General features: G+C 66.7%; 9 protein-coding genes. 5 read left to right on the forward strand and 4 right to left on the reverse strand.

The genetic code is table 11. The annotated features are described in order from the left end of the window. Positions 1-17: 17 nt before the first annotated feature. From ACM62G_RS21585 to ACM62G_RS21600, 4 genes are read right to left on the reverse strand one after another with little or no spacing between them, the layout of a single operon-like run. Positions 18-593, reverse strand: coding sequence for a DUF6162 family protein (locus tag ACM62G_RS21585; RefSeq protein WP_419735503.1), 576 nt, complete (start codon positions 591-593; stop codon positions 18-20). Further along, entirely contained in the window at positions 590-946 is a 357-nt protein-coding gene (locus tag ACM62G_RS21590; RefSeq protein WP_054060505.1) for a hypothetical protein, read from the reverse strand. Before ACM62G_RS21590 ends, ACM62G_RS21585 begins: the two co-directional genes overlap by 4 nt. Further along, on the reverse strand, positions 943-1,482 hold the full coding sequence (locus ACM62G_RS21595; RefSeq protein WP_419735504.1) for a thiamine pyrophosphate-binding protein: 540 nt from the start codon (positions 1,480-1,482) through the stop codon (positions 943-945). Before ACM62G_RS21595 ends, ACM62G_RS21590 begins: the two co-directional genes overlap by 4 nt. Continuing rightward, the gene (locus tag ACM62G_RS21600; RefSeq protein ID WP_419735505.1) at positions 1,479-2,687 is read right to left on the reverse strand and encodes a PepSY-associated TM helix domain-containing protein; all 1,209 of its coding nucleotides are present in this window, start codon (positions 2,685-2,687) and stop codon (positions 1,479-1,481) included. Before ACM62G_RS21600 ends, ACM62G_RS21595 begins: the two co-directional genes overlap by 4 nt. Positions 2,688-2,975: 288 nt before the next feature. Between ACM62G_RS21600 and ACM62G_RS21605 the strand changes: the two genes are divergently transcribed. The 5 genes from ACM62G_RS21605 to ACM62G_RS21625 all read left to right on the forward strand — a co-directional run bounded on the left by ACM62G_RS21605 (position 2,976) and on the right by ACM62G_RS21625 (position 21,964). Continuing rightward, complete coding sequence (locus ACM62G_RS21605) at positions 2,976-3,959, forward strand: TauD/TfdA family dioxygenase (RefSeq protein WP_054060502.1); 984 nt, start codon at positions 2,976-2,978, stop codon at positions 3,957-3,959. Positions 3,960-4,126: 167 nt separating this feature from the next. Then, on the forward strand, positions 4,127-7,540 hold the full coding sequence (locus tag ACM62G_RS21610; protein WP_419735506.1) for an amino acid adenylation domain-containing protein: 3,414 nt from the start codon (positions 4,127-4,129) through the stop codon (positions 7,538-7,540). Then, complete coding sequence (locus ACM62G_RS21615) at positions 7,537-15,369, forward strand: amino acid adenylation domain-containing protein (protein WP_419735507.1); 7,833 nt, start codon at positions 7,537-7,539, stop codon at positions 15,367-15,369. The genes ACM62G_RS21610 and ACM62G_RS21615 overlap by 4 nt, the downstream gene beginning before the upstream one ends. A gap of 38 nt (positions 15,370-15,407) precedes the next feature. Continuing rightward, a complete protein-coding gene (locus tag ACM62G_RS21620; RefSeq protein ID WP_419735508.1) occupies positions 15,408-18,818 on the forward strand; it encodes an amino acid adenylation domain-containing protein in 3,411 nt (1,136 codons plus the stop codon). Continuing rightward, on the forward strand, positions 18,725-21,964 hold the full coding sequence (locus tag ACM62G_RS21625; RefSeq protein ID WP_419735509.1) for an amino acid adenylation domain-containing protein: 3,240 nt from the start codon (positions 18,725-18,727) through the stop codon (positions 21,962-21,964). Before ACM62G_RS21620 ends, ACM62G_RS21625 begins: the two co-directional genes overlap by 94 nt.

Consider the following 21,964-nt stretch of genomic DNA (forward strand, 5'->3'; position numbering starts at 1 on the left):
ACGGTCTTTGGAGCGGCTCAGTGCCGGTGCTGGCGGGTCACGCCGGCGTCGAATTGCGCGACCACCTGCTGCCAGCCGGCGGCGATCAGGGCGCTGTCGGTGAGGTCGCCGGGCGCGGCCGGGCCGTTGCCGCGGCTGAGCCAGATATCCGGCGCGGCGTTGGTGTCGTTGCCCACCCGCATCAGGAACGAGCCGGCCGTCGTCGTGACCTGGCTCAGGCCGAGGTAGGCATGCTGCTCCAGCAACTGCCAGGTGTGGCCGCCGCGGCTGACCGAACTGGCATCCTGGACGAAGGGCGCAAAACCTTCTTCGGCCAGTTGTGCGGGGGAGGGCAGTTCCTGCTGGTCCTGCTGCAACAGGCGGATCTCGTCGAGGGTGACCCGCAGGTCGGCGTAGATGCCCTGTTCGCCCGGCGTGAGGTCACGGCGGGCGTCCAGTTGATGGGGCGCGAGCGCGGCGACATCCGGTTTCTCGCCGTGCAGCGCCACCACGGAACCGGCGACCAGCAGCACGATCAGGCAGAACAGCAGCACATAGAGGGTTTCATGGCCGGCACCGGCGGGGCGCACGACCTGGGTGGTGGATGTACTCATGGGGTTTCGATGTCCGCCTTGTCCACTTCCACGACGTGGCCGGGGCCGGCGTCGAACAGCACGTAGAAGTCGCCATCGGGTTTCTTGAAGGTCCGCGTCGAGTCATCGCCCAGCTTGCCGGGCAGCAGTACGGTTTCGTCATAGCCGATCACGTCCAGGGTGACGCCAGCGGCGCCGCTGCCATCGGAAAAACCGCCCTTGCACTGGATCTGCTCGGCGTCGATCTGCTTGCACTCGCACATCGGGTTGTGGGCCCAGGCATTCAGGCTGAAAGCGGCGGCTGCCAGCAGTGCGCTACCGGCCAACGACTGGCGCAGGACGCGTGGGGAGAGGAAGCGAGGTCGTGGGCTCATGGGCGGGTACCTTGTTTTTTCAGCCAGGCAATGGTTTGTGGCGAAGCCTTGCTCAGGGGGACGGAGGCCTGGTGTACCGAGCCGTCCCAGCCTTCGAGGGTGACCCACAGCTCGGCGTCGTCGGTGGTGTTCTGCGGGATCGGCACGACGGCGCCCATGCGGTAGGGGGTGCCGAAGAAAATCACCCCGGCTGCCCGCAGGCTGCGGGGCTTGCCGACGCGCAGGTAGGTGGCCTTGACCTGCCCGACGCACTGGGCGCAGAGCGTGGCATTGAAACTCTTGAAGTAGCCGGCGGGACCATCGCGGCGCGGCGCTTCATCCCACAGCTCGGCCAGTTGCAGGCTCCAGGGCCCGGCCTGCAGCTCGTGGACGTGCTGGCCCAGTCCGGTGTCGCCACGAAACAGCGCCGCGTCCGAGAAGTAGCGCGGCATGAAGCCCAGCGGGATCAGCACCAGCAGAATGTTCAGGTGAAAGCGCCACTTGTGCCAGAGGCGGTTCAGGGGCGAGATCGGATGTGCTGCTTCAGCCTTGCTCACAGGTTGACCTCCGGAGTTTCGGTGCCGAGGGCGCTACGGGGCCTGGCCTTTTCGGCCCGTTCGGCCTTGTTGCCGCGTTTGAGGGCATTGAGCGTGGCCAGGGCGGTACGCTTGCTCCAGATCAGCAGGCCGCTGAGCACCATCATGCTCAGCAGCAGGCCGAAGAAGAACCAGATCAGCTTGACCCACAACCCGCCGAAGTCACCGGTGTGCAGCGGGCGCATCGACTCGGTGACGAACTCCAGGCCCGTACGGTCCGACAGCAGGCGCGACTGCTCGATCTTGCCGGTGTAGGGGTTCAGTTCCAGGGTCTGGTACATCAGCGGGTACCAGCTGCGGCCGCCGACCTCGAAGGCACTGTAGGCATTGCCCGGCAGGCTGATGAAACTGGCGTCCAGCCCGGGAACCCGCTCCTGGGCGATACGCAGGGCCTCGTCGGCACCGAGCCGGGGTGCCGGTCTGCCATTGGGCATCAGTGGCGCACTGTCGTGGGAGATGATGGCCGGGATGGGCCGGGTGGCGATGCTGACCTGGTTGTCGGCGAGAATGGCCTGGATCAGGAACCAGGTGCCGGTGATGGAGATTACCGCGATGAACCAGATCGACCAGATACCGCTCAACCGATGGAAGTCACCCCAGAAGATCCGGGCCCCATGGTTGAAGCGCAGGGTCGGCTTGAAAAAGCCTTTCCAGAAGCGTTTGTACACCACCAGGCCGGTGATCAACGAAGCCAGCATCGGTATCCCCAGCAGCGACACCAGGTACCAGCCCCAGCTGTAGCCGTCGGTGAACGGCACCAGCCACCAGCCGTGCAGGGCGCGGGTGAAGTTCTTGAAGTTGAACGGCGGGCTGATGCCCTGGATCACCCCGGTATAGGGGTTGACGTAGACCGTCACCGAACGTCCGTCCGGGTAGCCGATATCGGCCAGCAGGGCGAAGTGGCTTTCGTCCGGGCGCTGGATCGACTGCACGATCAACTCGGGCTCATTCTTCTTGATGGCGGCCAGTACCTGGTCGTAACTGAGCAAGGGCGCGTCATCGCCAGGCTTGCTGGCGCGGATATCCGGGTTGGCCAGCCAGACGATCTCCTGGCTGACCACGGCCAGGGTGCCGGTGACGCAGACGATCAGGACAAAGAACCAGATGGGTAGCGCCAGCCAGCTATGGACCAGGAACCAGATTTTCGAACGTGACTTCTTGGACATGGAAAGCGGATTCTCGACATCGGAGGAGGGTGCGGGGCCTGAGAGGGAGCCGCGCACCCGAAAAAACCGGTCGTGGCTTTTGCCTACGCGAACGGCTGCATCTTGATGAGACGAATGAGCGGGCAAAAAACGCAGGGCTATATGAAAGTAAATGTTTCAGCGGCCGACAGCCGGCGTCCGGTACCGGCTAATTTTCCCCCTCGACCATCCGTTCCCTCCTGTGAAACCCGCTGTATCCCGCGTTCGGGCGTTGGGGCGGCGGCCGAGGATCAAGGGAGAAGAGTCGTCATGAACAATGCGTTGAGTTTGGATATCCGGCCGTTGCTGACCGGTTCGGGCACCTTGCCCATGCTGATCCAGGCGCCTGAGCCCGGGCTTGACCTGCGCGAGGCATTCGCCGAGTGCAAGGTGCTGATCGACCAGCACCTGTATCGGGCTGGTGGTGTGCTGCTGCGCGGTTTCGAGGTCGGCGGCGCCGAGGCCTTTCGCGAGTTCGCCGCAGCCTTCGGTCACCCGCTGCTCAACTATGAGTTCGGCTCGACTCCGCGCAGCAACGTGACCAAGGGGGTGTACACCTCCACCGAATACCCGGCGCACCAGAGCATCCCGCTGCACAACGAGCAGGCCTACACCCTCGAGTGGCCGATGAAGATCTGGTTCTACAGCATGATCGCGGCCCAGACCGGTGGCGAAACGCCGATCTGTGACAGTCGGGAAGTCTATCGCCGGGTGCCGGCACGGATTCGCGAACGGCTGGTCAGCAAGGGCCTGATGTACGTGCGCAACTACGGCAACGGCCTGGACGTGGACTGGAGCCAGGTGTTCAACACCGAGGACGAGGCGGTGGTCGAGGCCTACTGCCGGGCCCACGCCATCGAATGCGAGTGGAAGGATGACGGCGAGTTGCGTACCCGCCAGCGGTGCCAGGTGGTGGCGCATCACCCGGTGACCCGGGAAATGGTCTGGTTCAACCAGGCGCACCTGTTCCATGTTTCCAACCTGCAGCCCGAGGTGCGCGAGACGCTGCTCGATGTGGTGGACGAGGAGGACCTGCCGCGCAACGTCTACTACGGTGACGGCTCGGCCATCGAGGTCGACCTGCTCGACGAGGTGCGTGGGGTGCTGGACGAATGCACCATCAGCTTCCCCTGGCAGGAAAACGACGTGCTGATGCTCGACAACATGCTCGCCGCCCACGCCCGTTCGCCATTCACCGGCAAGCGCAAGGTGGTGGTGGCGATGGCCGAAGGCTATTCGCAACCCGCCGGTTGACGCCGCCCGTCCCGATTGCCGCATCGATCCGCAGATTTCTACCACTCTCCTTCGCCCTACCCGAGAAACCGCCGGCCGGCACGCTAAATCCTCGGGTTGGCGGTTCGTCCTTGTTGATACGACCAGGCCCCACCGGCCGTGCCGCCGATCAGCAAGGACCCTCTCACATGAAGCCCCAAGACGCACAGAAACTCGCTCGCCGTTTCATCGAGCTGCCCCAGGACAAGCGCAGTCTCTTCCTGGCTGCCATGGATCGGGAGGGGGTCGACTTTTCGCTGCTGCCCATCGCCGCCTGCGAGGGTGTCGCCGAGCGGGACGGCCTGTCCTACGCCCAGCAGCGCATGTGGTTTCTCTGGCAGCTCGATCCCCGCAGCGCGGCCTACAACCTGCCGATGGCGGTGCGCTTGCAGGGGCCGCTGGACCTGGCGGCGCTGGAGCAGGCCTTCAGTGCCCTGATCGCCCGGCACGAATGCCTGCGCACCACCTTCGGCCAGGACGGTGAGCGGGCGTTCCAGCGGGTCGCCCCGGCGAGGGCGGCGACGGTACGGGTTGACGATCTGCAGCAACTGGACGAGGCGCAGCGTCGTGTCCGTGCCCGGCAGATCATGGCCGACGAGGCCGGACAGGCGTTCGACCTGCAGCAGGGACCCCTGCTGAGCATCCGCCTGCTGCGCCTGGCCGAACAGGAACAGGTGTTATTGCTGACGCTGCACCACATCATCGCCGACGGCTGGTCGATGAACATCCTGATCGAGGAATTCAGCCGTTGCTACGACGCCTGCGTGGCCGGCTCCACGGCCGAGCTGCCGGCCCTGGCCGTGCACTACCGTGACTACGCACTGTGGCAGCGCAGCTGGCTCGAAGCCGGCGAGCAGGCGCGGCAACTGGCCTACTGGCGCGAGCACCTGGGGGAAGAGCATCCGGTGCTCGAACTGCCCACCGACCGGCCGCACCCGGCCCAGGCCAGCCATCGTGGTGCACGCCTGGAAGTACGGGTCGACAGCGACCTGCGCCAGCAGCTCAAGGCCCTGGCCCAGCGTCAGGGTGTGTCGCTGTTCGTGGTGCTGCTGGCCTCGTTCAAGAGCCTGCTGCATCGCTACAGCGGCCAGAGCGATATCCGCGTCGGTGGCCTGATCGCCAACCGCACCCGCAGCGAGACCGAGGGCCTGATCGGCTTTTTCGTCAACACCCAGGTGCTGCGCAGTGAAGTCCGTGGCCAGACCCCGTTCGTCGAGTTGCTGCACAGTCTGCGCCAGGCCGCTGCGGGCGCGCAGGCGCATCAGGAACTGCCGTTCGATGCGTTGATCGAGGCCCTGCAGCCGGCCCGTAGCCAGAGCCACAACCCGCTGTTCCAGGTGATGTTCAACCATCAGCCGCTGGTTACCGACGTACAGGGTCGGCAATTGGCGAGCGGGCTGCGGGTTGCCCTTCTGGACGAGGAACAGGGCGTCGGGCACGGCCGCCAGCATGCGGCTGCCAGCGACCTGATGCTGGAAACCCGCGAGGAGGGCGAGCAACTGTTTGCCGCGTTCACCTATGCCACCGATATTTTCGACGGCGCGACCATCGAACGCCTGGCCGGCCACTGGCGCAACCTGCTGGTCGCCGTGTGCCGCGATCCGCAGCAGCCGATCGGCCAGTTGCCGATGCTGGCGGCAGAGGAAGTCGCCGACCTGCTGGGCCGTGGTGACGAGAGGGAGGTACCCGCGGACAGCCCGTTGTCGATGGTGCAGTTGTTCGAGGCCCAGGCCCGCCGTACTCCCGACGCTACCGCGCTGATCCTGGCCGACGCTGCCCAGGCGCCGAGCCTGAGCTATGCCGAACTGAATCGCCGGGCCAACCGCCTGGCACACCTGCTGCGTGGTCACGGTGTCGGCCCGGAAGTGCTGGTGGGGCTGGCAATCGGCCGCACACTGGACCTGGCCGTGGCCATTCTGGCGGTGCTCAAGGCGGGCGGTGCCTATGTACCGCTGGACCCGCAGATGCCGCCGGCGCGTCTGGCCCATGTGCTGCAGGACAGTGGCCTGAAACTGCTGTTGACCCACAGCCAGTGGCTGGATGGGCTGCCACCGCTGGGCGATGTCGAGGCCCTGTGCCTGGACCGGATCAATGATGGCGGTTATGCCCAGGCCGATCTGGAACTGGCGCCGGCCCCGCAGTCGCTGGCCTATGTCATCTACACCTCGGGTTCCACCGGACGGCCCAAGGGCGTCGGTATCAGCCACCAGGCGCTGGCGGAATTCGTCGCCCGGGCTACGGAGTACAGTGAGTTGCTGGCGAGCGACCGGGTTCTACAGTTCGCCACCAGCAGTTTCGACGGTTTTGTCGAGCAGTTCTTCCCGCCGCTGAGCCTGGGCGCCTGCGTGGTGCTGCGTGATGAACGGTTGTGGGACAGCACCACGCTACACGAGGCGATCCTGCGCCATGGCATCACCCTGGCCGACCTGCCGGCCGCCTACTGGCACCTGCTGGTACAGGACTGGGCGGCCCGCCCACCCGCCGGTTATGGCGCCCTGCGCCAGATCCACATCGGCGGCGAGGCCATGGCCGTCGACGGCCTGCGTCTGTGGCCGCAGGCCGGGTTGGGCGGCGTGCGCCTGGTCAATACCTATGGCCCGACCGAGGCGACCGTGGTCTCCAGCACCTATGACTGCACCGGGCTGTCGGCCGAAGCGGTGTCCTGGCGCGGCGTGCCCATCGGTTTCGGCCTGGCCCGGCGGCGCCTGCTGGTGCTCGATGGCGACCTCGAACTGCTGCCCCGGGGTGCTGTCGGCGAGTTGTACATCGGCGGGCCGGGGTTGGCTCGCGGCTACCAGGGCCAGCCGGCCCTCAGTGCCGAGCGTTTCATCGCCGATCCCTTCACCCCGGGTGAACGGCTTTACCGCACCGGCGACCGCGCGCGCCTGCGCGAGGATGGCGCGGTGGAGTACATCGGGCGGGTCGACCATCAGGTCAAGGTCCGCGGTTTTCGTATCGAGCTGGGTGAAGTCGAGTCGCGCCTGCTGCAATGTCCCGGCGTGCGGGAAGCCGCGGTACTGGCTCTGCCTTTGGCCGGTGGCACGCAACTGGTCGGCTACCTGGTGCCCGACCAGGCCCTGGAACCGGCGCAGCAGAGCCTCTGGCGGCTTGAGGTCAAGGCCTCCCTGCAGGGCCGCCTGCCGGACTACATGATCCCCTCGCACCTGCTGGTGTTGCCGCGGATGCCGCTGACCCCCAGCGGCAAGCTGGACCGCAAGGCCCTGCCGGTGCCCGATCCGAGCCAGTTGCAGGCCAGCTACCGCGAGCCGCAGACCGAGACCGAACGTTGCCTGGCGACTATCTGGGAAGAGGTGCTGCAGGTACCCCAGGTCGGGCTCGACGACCACTTCTTCGAGTTGGGTGGCCATTCATTGCTCGCGGCCCAGGTGATCGCCCGGGTCAAGACCCGTCTGGAGGTCAGCCTGCCGCTGCGCAGCCTGTTCGAGAAACCCCTGCTGAGCGAACTGGCCGCCGAGCTGGCGACGCTGGCGCAGGGCGCTGCAGATAACGACTGGGCCGACATGGAACAGTTCATGAGTTCGTTGGAGGAGTTTGGAGCATGAGTGGCAACCCTGCGGTACGTATCGCCAAACGATTCATCGGCCTGCCCCTGGCGCAGCGTCGGCAGTTCCTGGCGAAGCTGAGCGAGGAGGGCAAGGATTTCAGCCTGTTGCCGATGCCGGTCAGCCGCCATGAGGTGGCGCGGATCCCCTTGTCCTATGCCCAGCAGCGCCTGCTGTTCCTCTGGCAGCTCGACCCCGGCAGCGCCGCCTACAACATGGCCGCCGGTCTGCGCCTGCAGGGTCGGCTTGACGAATCGGCCCTGCAGCGCGCCTTCGAGCATATCGCCTTGCGTCACGAAGTCCTGCGCACGGTGTTCCAGGTCGACGGCGAGCAACCCTGCCAGGTGATCCTCGGCCACCTGGGCGTGCCGCTGAGCAGGCTGGACCTGTCGGGTTGCGCCAGCGAGACACGTGAGGCCGAGCTGGCCGAGCGGGTGAGGGCGATCACCGCGCAACCCTTCGACCTGCTCAACGGACCATTGCTGCGGGCCAGCCTGATCCGGCTGGCCGCGGACGAGTGGGTGCTGGTGGTGAGCATGCACCACATCGTTTCCGATGGCTGGTCGATGGACGTGATGGTCAGGGAGTTCGTCCAGGCCTACCAGGCGTTCAGCCAGGGACGCGAGCCGGGCCTGGCGCCCCTGCCGTTGCAGTACGCCGACTATGCGATCTGGCAGCGCAGCTGGCTGGAGGCCGGCGAGGGCGAGCGGCAGTTGGACTACTGGCGTCGGCAACTGGGCGACGAGCAGCCGCTGCTGGACGTTGCCGCCGATTTCCCACGGCCGCCGGCGCAGAGTTTCGAGGGCCGGACCCTGAAGTTCGACTTCGGCGTCGAGCGCTCGCGGCAACTCAATGCCTTCGCCCGCGGCCAGGGCATCAGCCTGTTCATGCTGGTCCTGGGCGGTTATTCGCTGTTTCTTTCGCGCCAGTCCGGCCTGCGCGACATCCGTGTCGGCGTGCCGAACGCGAACCGCGGCCGCCCGGAAGTCGAAGGCCTGATCGGCTTTTTCGTCAACACCCAGGTGCTGCGTTGCGAGGTCGACGAGCGCCAGAGTTTCCTTGAACTGCTGGGCCACCTGCGCGAAAGCAGTTTCGGTGCCCAGGCGCACCAGGAGTTGCCGTTCGAGCAACTGGTGGATGCCCTGGCACCTGAGCGCAACCTGGATCACAACCCGCTGTTCCAGGCCAAGTTCAACCAGAACGTCGGCATGCAGAAGCAGCGCTCGATCCAGTTGCCGGGTCTGAGCGTGGCGGAATACCCACTGCACAAGGACGGTACGCACTTCGACCTGGCCCTGGATATCACCGATGACGGTACGCTGATCCATGGCGAGCTGACCTATGCCAGCGACCTCTACCGGCACGCGACGGTCGAGGGTTTCGTACCGGCGCTGCTGGCGCTGTTCGATGCCTTGCTGCAGGCGCCGCAGGCACCGCTGTTCAGCCTGAATCAGCCGGTTCCATCACTGCCGGCCGCCAGCCCGGAGCCCGCGCCGCTGGTGCTGCGGCACTGGGACGCCCAGGTTCGTCGCCAGCCCGAGGCGCTGGCGGCCCGTTGCCTGGAGCAGACCTTGAGTTTCGCCGAACTGGACCAGGCCGCCAACCGCCTGGCCCACCACCTGCGTGCGCGGGGTGTGGGCATTGGCGAGCCGGTCGCGGTGCTGATGGAGCGTTCGCTGGACTGGCTGACCAGCCTGCTGGCCATTCTCAAGACCGGTGCGGTGTACATGCCGCTCGACACCAAGGCCCCGGATACACGTCTGCGGCAGATGCTCGAACGGGCCGGGACACGTCTGCTGTTGTGCGCCGCAGGCGATGCACGGCTCGCCGGCCTGGTACCGTCCGGATGCGGCGCGCAGGCCTTCACCCCGGCGGACTGGGACGAACAGCCAGCCGCTGCGCCATCGCTGGAGTTGTCGGCGCAGTCCGCGGCCTACGTGATCCACACCTCCGGCTCCACCGGCCAGCCCAAGGGGGTGCTGGTCAGCCATGGCGCATTGGCCAGTTACGTCCAGGGCCTGACGCAACGCCTGGACCTGGCGCCAGGCGCCAGCATGGCACTGGTCTCGACCATCGCCGCCGACCTGGGGCACACCATGCTGTTCGGCGCCCTGTGCGGCGGTCGTACCCTGCATGTGCTGCCCGAGGCCCTGGGCTTTGACCCGGACGGCTTTGCCCAATACATGTGCGAACATCGGGTCGGCATCCTGAAAATCGTTCCCGGGCATCTGTCGGCCCTGCTGCAGGGCGGTCGGCCGGCGGACATCCTCCCCGAACATGCGCTGATCGTCGGTGGTGAGGCCTGCGCGCCGGCACTGGTGCGCCAGGTGCGCGAACTGAAGCCGGCCTGCCGCTTCATCAACCACTACGGGCCCAGTGAAACCACCGTGGGCGTGCTGACTCACGAAGTGCTCGCCGACGCGTCGCTGGAGCGTGGCATCGCCCTTGGCCAGCCGCTGCCCGCTGCCCGGACCCTGGTACTGGACGACGTGCTCAACATCGCCGCTGCGCAGGTACCGGGCGAGCTGTACATCGGTGGCGCCAGCGTTGCCCTGGGTTATCTCGGGCAGCCGGGGCTGACCGCCGAACGCTTCCTGCCGGATCCTTTTGGCGAGCCGGGCAGCCGGGCCTACCGCAGCGGTGACCGGGTGCGTTGCAACCGCCAGGGCCTGCTGGAGTTCATGGGGCGCAACGACGACCAGGTGAAGATCCGGGGTTACCGTGTCGAGCCCGGGGAAATCGCCCGGTTGCTGCAGGGCTTCGACGCCATCGCCCAGGCGGCGGTGCTGGCGCTGCCGATGGAAGACGACGCCACGCGCCTGCAACTGGTGGCCTACTGCGTGCCGGCGGCCGGCGTGGTGTTACAGGTCGAAGAGCTGCGCCAGCGTCTGCAGGCGTGCCTCAGCGACTACATGGTGCCGGCGCAGATCCTGCTGCTGGAACAGCTGCCGTTGACCGCCAACGGCAAGCTGGACAAGCGGGCGCTGCCCAAGCCGGGTCCGGTCAAGCAGCAATACGCTGCTCCGGAGGGGGAGATCGAGGAGAAACTGGCCGCGGTCTGGGCCGATGTGCTCAAGCTCGAGCGCGTCGGTCGCCACGACAACTTCTTCGAGCTGGGCGGCGACTCGATCCTCAGTCTGCAGATCATCGCCCGGGCCAAGCGCCAGGGGCTCAAGCTCAGTCCCAAGCAATTGTTCGAGAAGCAGACCATCGCGCAACTGGCAGCGGTGGCCAAATTGATCGAGAAGAAGACGGTTGCCGAGGCACCGCGGCGGATCAGTGGCGAACAGCCGTTGCTGCCGATCCAGGCGCGCTTCTTCGATATGGACATTGCCCAGCGCCAGCACTGGAACCAGTCGGTGATGCTCAAGCCATTGCAGGCACTGGAGGCCTCCCACCTGGAGGCGGCGCTGGCCAGTCTGCTGGAGCATCACGATGCCTTGCGCCTGAGCTTCGTCGAGCAGGCTGGACAATGGCAGGCGCGTTATCGCTCCACCGGCGCCAGTGTCCTGTGGTCGCGGGAGCTGGAGGATGTCGCCGGGCTCGGCGCCTTGGCCGATGAAGCCCAGCGCAGTCTCGACCTCGAAGACGGCCCGCTGTTGCGTGCACTGCTGGTGCACCTGCCCGAGGGGGAGCAACGCCTGCTGCTGGTGATCCATCACCTGGTGGTCGACGGCGTGTCCTGGCGGATACTGCTCGAGGATCTGCAGAGTGCCTACGCCGCCATCGCTACCGGTCGCGCCGTGCAACTGCCGGCCAAGAGCACTGCGTTCCAGCTCTGGGGCGAGCGCCTGCAGGCCCATGCGCGTAGCGAGGCGCTGGCGGCCGAGGCTGATTACTGGCTGGACAACCTGGACGGTGCCGCTGCGCAACTGCCCAACGACCATCTGGAGAACCCGCTCCCCGGCATCGGCCACGCCACCTCGCGGCTGAACAAGGCACTGACCCGGCAACTGCTCAGCGTTGCCCCGGCGGCCTACCGCACCCAGATCAACGACCTGCTGCTGGCCGCCCTGGCCCGGGTGCTTTGTGACTGGAGCCGGCAGCCGTCGGTGCTGATCCAGCTGGAAGGCCACGGTCGCGAGGACCTGTTCGACGACCTCGACCTGAGTCGCACGGTCGGCTGGTTCAGCAGTCTGTTTCCGGTCCGCCTGACCCCGCAGGCCGATCCGGGCGGTTCTATCCGTGCGATCAAGGAGCAACTGCGAGCGGTGCCGAACAAGGGCATTGGCCATGGCCTGCTGCGCTACCTGGCGGACACGGATTTCGCCCGCCAACTGCAGGCCCTGCCCGAAGCCCGGGTGACCTTCAACTACCTCGGCCAGTTCGACGGCAGCTTCGACCAGGCCGAAGGGGCGCTGTTCGTGCCCAGCGGCGAAAGCAGCGGCGCCAACCAGGCCGAGGAACGGCCGGCCAATTGGCTGAGCCTCAACGGCCAGGTGTTCGATGGCGAGCTGGAACTGGACTGGGGCTTCAGTCGTGCGCTGTACCAGCCGTCGACCATCGAGGCCCTGGCCCGGGCCTATGAGCAGGAACTGACGCGCCTGGTCGAGCATTGCAGCCAGGGCGGCCAATTGGGCGTGACGCCGTCCGACTTCCCGCTGTTGAAGCTGACTTCGGCGCAACTGCAGCGCCTGCCGGTGGCCATGGCGGATATCGAGGACATCTACCCGCTGTCGCCGATGCAGCAGGGCATCCTGTTCCATGCGCTCGACGAACCGGACGGCGCGGCCTACACCAACCAGTTGCGGGCCGATGTGCGGGGACTGGATGTCGAGTCGTTCCGCGCTGCCTGGCAGCAGGGCCTGGACAGCCATGAGGTATTGCGCTCGGTGTTCGTCTGGCCGCAGGAGTTGGCCGCCCCGTTGCAGATCGTGCGACGCCAGGTCGAAATGCCGCTGGTGGTGCATGACTGGCGCGAGCGCGGTGATCTGCCGGCGGCCCTCGATCAACTGGCGCAAGATGACCTGGCGACCGGTTTTGAACTGGGGCAGGCCCCCCTGTTGCGCGTGACCCTGGTGCGCACCAGTACCAGTGATTATCACCTGATCTACACCAGCCACCATATCCTGATGGACGGTTGGAGTACGTCGCAATTGTTCGGCGAGGTGCTTCAGCGTTATGCGGGAGCCACCATTAGCCGGGGTGCCGGCCGTTACCGTGACTACATCGAATGGCTCGGCCAGCGTGATGCCCGTGTCAGCCAGGCATTCTGGGCATCGGCGCTGGCCGACCTGCAGGAGCCGACCCGACTGGCCAATGCCGTCGTTAGCCGACAGACGCTGGCAGTTGGGCATGGCGAACACCAACATGGTTTCGGTACCGTGCTGACCGCCGACCTGAATCGTTTCGCCCGCGAGCACAAGGTCACCCTCAACACCCTGGTACAGGCCGCCTGGCTAGTGCTGCTGCAGCGTTACACCGGCCAGGACTGCGTGGCCTTCGGGGCCACCGTGGCCGGGCGGCCAACCGATCTGGCCGGGGTGGAGCAGCAGATCGGCCTGTTCATCAACACCCTGCCGGTGGCGGCCTCGCCCTCGGCGCAGATTCCGGTGGTGGCCTGGCTGCAACAGGTACAGGACCTCAACCTGGCGTTGCGTGAGCACGAGCATACGCCGCTGTACGATATCCAGCGCTGGGCCGGGCTCGGTGCGGGCGGGCTGTTCGACAGTCTGCTGGTGTTCGAGAACTACCCGATGGCCGAGGCGCTCGGCCAGGCTTCGGGGACGGGTCTTGCATTCTCGGCCATCAGCCGTCAGGAACAGACCAACTACCCACTGACGCTGGTGGCCGTGACCGGCACCGATCTGAACCTGGAACTGAGCTATGATCGGGCCTGCTTCGACGCACCGACCGTGGCGCGCCTGGGGCGTGAGCTCGAGCACCTGCTGCGGGCCTTCATGGCCGCGCCGCAGCAGGCACTGGGCAACCTGGAACTGTTGGCCGGCGAGCCACGCCAGGCGGTGCTGGACTGGGGCAAGGGTACCGTCACCGCGGTGGATTCGCGCGACGTGCTCACCCGGATCGATGCCCAGGTACTGGCCCAGCCGCAGGCGCCGGCGATCCTGTTCGCCGGGCGCGAACTGGACTACGCCAGCCTGGATCGCAGTGCCAATCGCCTGGCCCACAAGCTGCGCGAACTCGGCGTGGGGCCGGAAGTGCGGGTCGGTGTCTGCCTGAGCCGCACCCCGCGGATGATCGTCAGCCTGCTGGCGATCCTCAAGGCCGGCGGCGCCTATGTGCCACTGGACCCCGAGTATCCGCAGGAGCGTCTGTTGCACATGCTGGAGGACAGCCACGCGACGGTGCTCTTGAGCGAGCCGCGCCTGCTGCAATACCTGCCCCGGAATCTGTCGTCGCAGGTGCTGCTGGTGGAGGAGGGCGAGGACTGGCTGCAGGCCTATCCAGCCCAGGCTCCCGCCGTTTCGCTCCAGCCGCAGAACCTGGCCTATGTCATCTATACCTCCGGCTCCACCGGCAAGCCCAAGGGCGTGGCGATCAGTCACGGCAACCTGGCGGCGCTGATCCAGTGGTCCGTTGGGGTTTATGGCATCGAGCAGTTGCGTGGGGTGTTGGCCTCGACGTCGATCTGCTTCGACCTGTCGGTGTGGGAGATCTTCGTCGCCCTCGCCGCAGGCGGCTACCTGGTGCTGGCGGACAACGCCCTGGCCCTGGCCGACCTGCCGCAGCGCGAGCGGGTCAGGCTGATCAACACCGTGCCGTCGGCGATCGCCGCGCTGCAGCGTGCCGGGCAGATCCCTGCGTCGGTGCGCACCATCAACCTGGCCGGCGAGCCCCTGAAACAGACGCTGGTGGACAGCCTGTATGCCAGCACGGCGGTCAGCCAGGTCTACGACCTGTACGGGCCCTCGGAAGACACCACCTACTCGACCTTCACCCTGCGCAGCGCCCGGGGTTCGGCGAACATCGGCCGGCCGCTGGACAACACTGACGCCTACCTGCTCGACAGCCAGTTGCTGCCGGTGTCGGCAGGGGTGGCGGGGGAGTTGTACCTGGCCGGTGCCGGGGTGACCCGTGGCTACCTGATGCGGCCGGGGCTGACCGCCGAACGTTATGTGCCGAACCCGTTCGGCGCCGCTGGCGACCGTCTGTACCGCACCGGCGACCTGGTGCGCCAGGGCGAGCGGGAGCAGATCGAATACATCGGGCGGGCCGACCACCAGGTGAAGATCCGTGGCTTCCGTATCGAGCTGAGCGAAGTCGAGGCACGCCTGCTGCAACAGCCGGCAGTGCGCGAGGCGGTGGTCCTGGCCCAGGACGGTGCGGCGGGCAAGCACCTGCACGGCTACGTCGTGGCGACGCAGGCCGGTGATGATGCGCGAGCCTTTGTCGACGGCCTGCGCAATACGTTGGCCGGGCAATTGCCGGCGCACATGGTGCCGAGCCACCTGCACCTGATCGACGCCTTGCCGCTGACCCCCAACGGCAAACTCGATCGCCAGGCGCTGATCGCCCTGGGCGGCAACCCGTTGCAGACGCACTACCAGGCGCCGCAGACGGAACTGCAGCGCGAGGTCGCCAAGCTCTGGCAGGAGGTGCTGGAGGTCGAGCGGGTGGGCCTGGGCGACAACTTCTTCCAATTGGGTGGCCATTCGTTGCTGGCGACCCTGGTGGTGACGCGGATTGCCGAGCGCCTGGGTGACAAGGTCGCGCTCAAGGAGTTGTTCGCGGCGCAGACGCTACTTGCCTTCTGCGAACGCATCGAGGCCCTGCGCGGTGGTTTGTCGCCTGCTCAGGATGAATTGGCTAAATCGCTGGAGGCCCTCAAACGTCTATCCCTCGATGATCTGGAAAAACTGGTTTCCTGACCGGTTTCTTGACTGATTTTTGTAAGAGGGAACAACGCGTGCAGGAGTTAATCGAGTCGGTAGGGCAACTTTCGGCGATGCAGCGAAAGGGGTTGGCCGCTCTGCTCAGGCAGAAGGGCATCAACCTGTTCGAGATCGCGCCGGTGTTCAAGCGCGCGGCCGATGAGCCGCTGCGCCTGTCCTACGCTCAGCAGCGCCAGTGGTTCCTCTGGCAATGGGCGCCGCACAGTGCGGCGTACAACATTGCCATGGCCCTGCGCCTGCAGGGTCGGCTCGATGTGACGGCGCTGCAGGGCAGCCTGCAGGCCCTGGTGGCGCGTCACGAGCCCCTGCGCACGGTATTCACCGAGACCGACGGGCAGCCGCTGCAAGTGGTGCTGCCGGCCGGCACCTTCGAGTTGCCGGTCGAGCGCCTGGCGGCCGGCGCGGGCGACGCGCAGGTCCAGGCGTTCGTGCTCGAGCACGGCCATGCCCCCTTCGACCTGCGCAATGGCCCGCTGATGCGTGCCGCGTTGTTGCGGGTGGCGGACGACGAGCACGTGCTGGTGCTGACGTTGCACCACATCGTCGCCGATGGCTGGTCGCTGCAGGTGATGATCGAAGAACTGGTGCAGGGCTACCAGAGCCTCAGCCAGGGCTTGACCCTGGAGCTGCCGGCCCTGCCGATCCAGTATGCCGACTATGCGTTGTGGCAACGCCACTGGATGGAGGCGGGGGAGCAGGAGCGTCAACTGGCCTACTGGCAGCAGCAACTCGGTGGCGAACAGCCGGTGCTGGAGTTGCCGACCGATCATCCGCGTCCCGTGTCCCGCAGTTTTGCCGGGGCGAGCTGCAACCTGACCCTGGAACCGGCCCTCGGCGATGGGCTCAAGGCCCTGGCCCGACGCGAGAGCGTCAGCCTGTTCAGCGTGCTGCTCGCCTCGTTCCAGGCCCTGTTGCATCGTTACACCGGCCAGGCCGATATCCGGGTCGGCGTGCCGGTGGCCAATCGCGAGCGGCCGGAGATCGAGCGCCTGATCGGCTTCTTCGTCAACACCCAGGTGCTCAGGGCCGAGGTCGATGGGCAACAGACCTTCGAGCAGCTGCTGCGCCAGGTCTGGCAGACCGTGCAGCAGGCCCAGGCCCACCAGGACCTGCCCTTCGAACAACTGGTCGAGGCCCTGGAGCCGGGCCGCAACCTGAGCCACAGTCCACTGTTCCAGGTGATGTTCAATCACCAGGCGCAGAGTCGGCTCAAGTCCGGCACCGATCTGGACGGCCTGCGGATCGAGCCGCTGCAATGGCAGAGCCAGACCGCCCAGTTCGACCTGGTGCTCGACACCAGCGAGCAGGCCCATGGCATCGAGGCCGTGTTCAAGTACGCCACCGACCTGTTCAAGCCGGCGACCGTCGAGGCCTTGCTACAGCACTGGGCGAGCCTGCTGCGGGCGATCGTCAGCGATCCGCGCCAGCGCATCGCCGAATTGCCGCTGCTCGACGCGGCGCAACAGCAGCAGGTGCTGGCGCGCTGGAATCCGGCCCCGCAGGTGCATCCGGTCGGGCGCTGCCTGCATCAGTTGATCGAGGACCAGGCCGAGCGGCGTCCCGATGCGGTCGCCGTGGTCTGTGCCGGCGAGCGGCTGACCTATGCCGAACTCAATGCCCGGGCCAACCGCTGGGCCCATCGGCTGATCGCCCGTGGCGTGGGCGCCGACGTGCGGGTAGGCGTCGCGGCCGAGCGTTCGCTGGAAATGATCGTGGCCCTGCTCGCGGTGCTCAAGGCCGGTGGTGCCTATGTACCGCTGGACCCGGCCTATCCCGAGGAACGCCTGCGTCACATGATCGATGACAGCGGCCTGAAACTGCTGCTGGCCCAGGGGCATCTGCTGGAGCGTCTGCCGGTGCCGGCTGAGGTCGAGTGCCTGGATCTGGGAAGCGCCGAGGCGGATGGCTGCGAGGACAACCCGCAGGTCCGGGTCGATGTCGATAACCTGGCCTATGTGATCTACACCTCCGGTTCCACCGGCAAACCCAAGGGGGCGCTGCTGCCCCACAGCAACGTGCTGCGCCTGTTCGACGCCACCCGGCACTGGTTCGGCTTCGACAGCCAGGACAGCTGGACGCTGTTCCACTCCTACGCCTTCGACTTTTCGGTCTGGGAAATCTTCGGCGCCCTGCTCCATGGTGGCCGGCTGGTGGTGGTGCCGTACGCAATCAGCCGTTCGCCCGAGGCCTTCCATGCGTTGCTGTGCGACGAGCAAGTGACGGTGCTCAACCAGACCCCCTCGGCCTTCAAGTCGCTGATGGCGGTGGCGCTGGCGTCGCCGCGCGAACTGGCGCTGCGCCAGGTGATCTTCGGTGGCGAAGCCCTGGAGGTGCAGAGCCTGCGCCCCTGGTTCGAACGTTTTGGCGAGCGCGCGCCGACCCTGGTCAACATGTACGGCATCACCGAAACCACCGTGCACGTGACCTACCGGCCGTTGTCGCTGGCCGACCTAGACCAGTCGGCGGGCAGCCCGATCGGCGAGCCGATCGTCGACCTGTCCTGGTACCTGCTGGATGATGCCCTGAACCTGACACCGCCGGGTTGCATCGGCGAGCTGTATGTCGCCGGTGCCGGTCTGGCGCGTGGTTACCTGAATCAGGCGGGGCTGACGGCCACGCGTTTCGTCGCCAACCCTTTCGATCCGCAGGGAGGGCGGCTGTATCGCACCGGCGACCTGGCACGCCTGCGCAGCGACGGGGTGGTCGACTATATCGGCCGCCGCGACCAGCAGGTCAAGATCCGCGGCTTCCGCATCGAGCTGGGGGAAATCGAAGCGCGGTTGCAGGGGCATGATCAGGTCCGCGAGGCCGCGGTGCTGGCCCTGGACGGACAACTGGCGGCCTACCTGGTACCGAGCGATGCGACCCTGCTGGCCGATGCCGAGCGCCAGGCCGGGTGGCGAGGGACGCTGCGCGACTACCTGAAACGGCATCTGGCCGACTACATGGTCCCGGCCCACCTGATGCTGTTGCCGGCCTTGCCATTGACCGCCAACGGCAAGCTCGACCGCAAGGCCCTGCCGGCTCCCGACACCGCGCTGTTGCAGCAGGCCTATGTCGCGCCGCGCAGCCTGCTGGAGCAGCAACTGGCGGCGATCTGGAGCGAAGTGCTCAAGGTCGAACGGGTGGGGCTGGGCGACAACTTCTTCGAACTCGGCGGTCACTCGCTGCTGGCGACCCAGGTGATCGCCCGGGCACGGCAGGTGCTGGGTATCGACGTGGAACTGCGCAGCCTGTTCGAGACCCGTGACCTGGCCGCTTTCGCCGAGAGTGCCGGGCAGGGGGCGGCACCTCTGCGCCGGCGTTTGTCGCCGTCGATCGCCAGACGCCTTTGCGGCTGTCCTATGCCCAGCAGCGCCAGTGGTTCCTCTGGCAACTGGAGCCGGACAACAGCGCCTATCACATTCCGGCCGCCCTGGCCCTGAACGGTCGCCTCGACCCGCAGGCGCTGCGCCGCAGTTTCGAGGCGCTGGTCGAGCGGCACGAGAGCCTGCGCACCACCTTTGCCCAACGCGATGGCGAGGCGGTCCAGGTGGTGCATCCGGCAGCGGCCTTCGATCTGCCGGTCGAGGTGCTGGGCGATATCGATACCGCGGCCCTGATGACACGCATCGACCGTGAAGTGCTGACACCCTTCGACCTGCAGCAGGGGCCGTTGCTGCGTGCCCGGCTGCTGCGCCTTGGCGACGAACGCCATGTGCTGGTGGTGACCCTGCACCATATCGTCTCCGACGGCTGGTCGATGCCGATCATGGTCGATGAGCTGATCGAGGCCTATGTGGCCTTCAGCCAGGGCCAACGGCCGCAACCCAAGCCGTTGCCCTTCCAGTACGCCGACTATGCCCACTGGCAGCGCGACTGGATGGAAGCTGGCGAGCAGGCTCGGCAACTGGCCTACTGGAGCGATCAGCTAGGTAGTGAGCAGCCGGTGCTGGAACTGCCGACCGATCGGCCACGGCCATCGTTGCAGAGCCATGCCGGTGCCCGTACCCAGGTCGAACTGGATCGTGCGCTGGTCCAGGGGCTCAAGGGCATCGCCCGGCAGCAGGGCGTGACCCTGTTCATGTTGCTGCTGGCCTCGTTCCAGGCCGTGCTGCATCGGCATTCGGGGCAGAACGACATTCGCGTCGGCGTGCCGGTGGCCAACCGCGGCCGGGTGGAAACCGAAGGGCTGATCGGCTTCTTCGTCAACACCCAGGTACTGCGTGCCGAGTTCGACCTGCATACCCGCTTCGACCAGTTGCTGCAGCAGGTCAGGCAGGCGGTCCTGGGTGCCCAGGCTCACCAGGACCTGCCTTTCGAACACCTGGTGCAGGCCCTGCAGCCGGAGCGTAGCCTGAGCCACAGCCCGCTGTTCCAGGTGATGTACAACCACCAGACCGAACTCAAGGGCGCGGTGCGACCCTTGCCGGGCCTCGAGGTCGAGGCACTGGACAGCGGCAGCCATACCGCCCAGTTCGACCTGACCCTGGACACCTTCGAAAGCGAGGAGGGCCTGCGCGCATCGCTGACCTATGCCACCGCGCTGTTCGACGCGGGCACCATCGAGCGCCTGGCCGGCCATTGGCGCAACCTGTTGCAGGCCCTTGTCAGTGATGGTGTGGAGCAGGCGGTCGCCGAACTGCCGCTGCTCGATGCCCGGGAAACGCAGCGGGTGTTGCAGGACTGGAGCCGGATCGAGGGTCATTACCCGGCCGAGCAGTGCGTGCACCAACTGATCGAGGCCCAGGCAAAACGCACTCCCGAGGCGGTGGCGCTGGTTTTTGGCGAGCAGCAGTTGAGCTATCGCGAACTGGAAGGCCAGGCCAACCGCCTGGCCCGCAAGCTGCGGGACATGGGCGTCGGCCCGGAAGTGGCGGTGGGTATCGCGGTCGATCGCGGGCTGGACATGGTGGTCGGGCTGCTGGCGATCCTCAAGGCCGGCGGCGCCTATGTGCCCCTGGACCCGGAGTTCCCCGAGGATCGCCTGGCCTACATGATGCAGGACAGCGACATTCGCCTGCTGCTCAGCCACAGCCCGCTGCTGGCGAGGTTGCCGCTGCCGGCGGGGTTGCCGGTGCTGTGCCTGGACCAGGCCGGGGACTGGCTGCAGGGTTACGACGAGCAGCCGCTGGCGAGCCCGGCCCAACTGCACAACCTGGCCTATGTGATCTATACCTCCGGTTCCACCGGCAAGCCCAAGGGCGTGGCCATCGAACACCACGCCCTGAGCGCCCACTGCCAGGTGGCCATCGAGTACTTCCGCCTGGTGCCGCAGGACCGCGTGCTGCTGTTCTCCACCCTGAACTTCGACGGTTTCGTCGAGCAACTGTTCCCGGCCCTGTGCCGTGGGGCGGGTGTGGTGGTGCGTGGCAACGAGGTCTGGGACAGCACCACCTTCCAGCGCGAGGTGCTGCGTTCGGGCATCACCGTGGCCGACCTGAGCACCGCCTACTGGTACCTGCTGGCCCAGGACTTCTGTCGCCTGGGGCTGCGTGACTTCGGTGCGCTGCGCCAGGTCAGCGCCACCGGCGAGGCGATGCCGGCCGAGGGCATCGGCCTGTGGAAGCAGGCAGGCCTCGAACATATCCGCCTGCTCAACACCTATGGCCCGACCGAAACCACCATTACCGCCAGTTACCTGGAGTGCGGGCCCTACGTGCGCGGCGAGTTGCCCCGGCCGGTGCTGATGCCGATCGGCCGACCACTGGGCGCACGGCGCATGTACATCCTCGACGCGGCGTTCAATCCGGCAGTGCAGGGCGGCAGTGGCGAACTGCTGATCGGCGGAGCGCTGTTGGCTCGTGGTTACCACCAGCGTCCGGCGCTGACCGCCGAACGCTTCATCCCGGACCCGTTCGACGAGCAGGGTGGTGGTCGGCTGTACCGCACCGGCGATGTCACCCGTTATCGCGACGAGGGCCTGATCGAGTACGTGGGGCGTGTCGACCACCAGGTGAAGATCCGTGGCTTCCGCATCGAGCTGGGCGAGATCGAGGCGCGCCTGCAGGAGCATGTGCAGGTGCGCGAGGCCCTGGTGATCGACATCGACGGGCCGTCGGGCAAGCAGCTGGCGGCCTACCTGGTGCCCAACGACCCGGCGCTGGCCCTGGCCGACGCGGCCACCCAGCAGGTTCTGCGCGGGCAATTGCGCGACTACCTCAAGGCCGGCCTGCCGGACTACATGGTCCCGGCGCACCTGCTGGTGCTGGCGCAGATGCCCATGACCCCCAACGGCAAGCTCGACCGCAAGGCCCTGCCCAAGCCGGACCCGAGTCTCTGGCAGCAGGACTATGTGGCCCCACGCAGCGAGCGTGAGCAGCAACTGGCGGCGATCTGGGCCGAGGTGCTGCAGGTCGAGCGGGTGGGCCTGCACGACAACTTCTTCGAGCTGGGCGGCCATTCCCTGCTGGCGGCCCAGGTGATCTCCAGGATTCATTCGGGTCTTGGCATCGATATTCCTCTGCGACTTATTTTCGAGAAACCGCAATTGAACGAATTTTCCCAAGCATTTGAAGACGCGGGCCTGGCCTTGACCGATGACGGGCTGTCCGACATCGAACGCATGATGAACGAAATGGCGGAGGCCTGA

This window comes from Pseudomonas sp. COR18 (assembly GCF_048568395.1).
GTDB classification, from domain to species: Bacteria; Pseudomonadota; Gammaproteobacteria; order Pseudomonadales; family Pseudomonadaceae; genus Aquipseudomonas; species Aquipseudomonas fuscovaginae_B.